Source organism: Segatella buccae ATCC 33574, from assembly GCF_000184945.1.
GTDB classification, from domain to species: domain Bacteria; phylum Bacteroidota; class Bacteroidia; order Bacteroidales; family Bacteroidaceae; genus Prevotella; species Prevotella buccae.
On record NZ_GL586315.1, the window covers coordinates 1 to 1,263 of the forward strand.

General features: G+C 56.0%; 1 protein-coding gene. It reads right to left on the reverse strand.

The annotated features are described in order from the left end of the window. Positions 1-37: 37 nt before the first annotated feature. Entirely contained in the window at positions 38-1,222 is a 1,185-nt protein-coding gene (locus tag HMPREF6485_RS13025) for a GDP-L-fucose synthase family protein (RefSeq protein WP_004347192.1), read from the reverse strand. Positions 1,223-1,263 lie beyond the last annotated feature (41 nt).

Consider the following 1,263-nt stretch of genomic DNA (forward strand, 5'->3'; position numbering starts at 1 on the left):
CCTCCGGATGCCGGAGGCGTTGTTGCGTTAAAAGAGATCAGTCGGCAGCAAGACTTTGCCGGTACCACGCGTAGAGTTTTTCCACTCCTTCTTCTATTTCCACCTTGTGTGTCCAGCCCAGCGAGTGCAGTTTGGACACGTCGATGAGTTTGCGGGGTGTACCGTCGGGCTTGGAAGAATCCCACACCACCTCACCGTCAAAGCCCACCACACGCACGATGAGGTCGGCCAGTTCGCGAATGGTGAGCTCCTTGCCCGTGCCCACATTGATGTGACAGTTGCGTATCTCGCCTAATGAGGGGATGGCTCCACCACGCCCCTCCGAGTTGTTGCGGTCCACTGCACCGTCGGTCTTGGCACCATAGAACACACTGGAATATTTCTCCACACCAATAATATCACTGAAGCTCACGTTCAACAACACATGCACGCTGGCATCGGCCATGTCTTCACTCCACAGAAACTCGCGCAGCGGACTGCCCGTGCCCCAAAGCGTCACCCGGTTGTCTTCGATGCCGTAGAAGGCCAAGGCACGGCGAATGCGCTCCTCGCTGTTTTTCCCGTCCACATTGCCCTCACCAATCAAGGCGCGCAGCTTGTCGGTAGGATTGACGGGACGCTTGTCCATATCCCTGCGGATGGCTTCCCAGTCGCCTTCGTGGATGAGTTTGGACAGATACACCTTGCGCATCATGGCCGGCATCACGTGGGAGTTCTCAAGATGGAAGTTGTCGTTGGGCCCGTAGAGATTGGTAGGCATCACGGCAATGTAATCCGTGCCGTACTGCAGGTTATAGCTCTCGCACATCTTCAGTCCGGCTATCTTGGCGATGGCATACTCCTCGTTGGTGTATTCCAGCGGCGAGGTGAGCAGGGCATCCTCACGCATGGGCTGCGGGGCATCCTTGGGATAGATGCACGTGGAACCGAGGAAGAGCAGCTTTTTCACCCCGTGGCTATAGGCACTGCTGATAACGTTGCACTGCATCTTCATGTTCTGCATGATGAAATCGGCCCGATAGAGCGAGTTGGCCATAATGCCGCCCACAAAAGCGGCGGCCAGCACCACGGCATCGGGCCGCTCCTCGTCAAAGAACCGGTCTACGGCCTGCTGGTCGGTGAGGTCGAGTTCGGTGTGCGTGCGCCCCACAAGATTGTCATAGCCACGCGCCTTGAGATTGTTCCAGATGGCGGAACCTACAAGGCCGCGGTGGCCGGCCACATATATTTTTATATTTTTAATAACATAGTTTGAATGCTAAA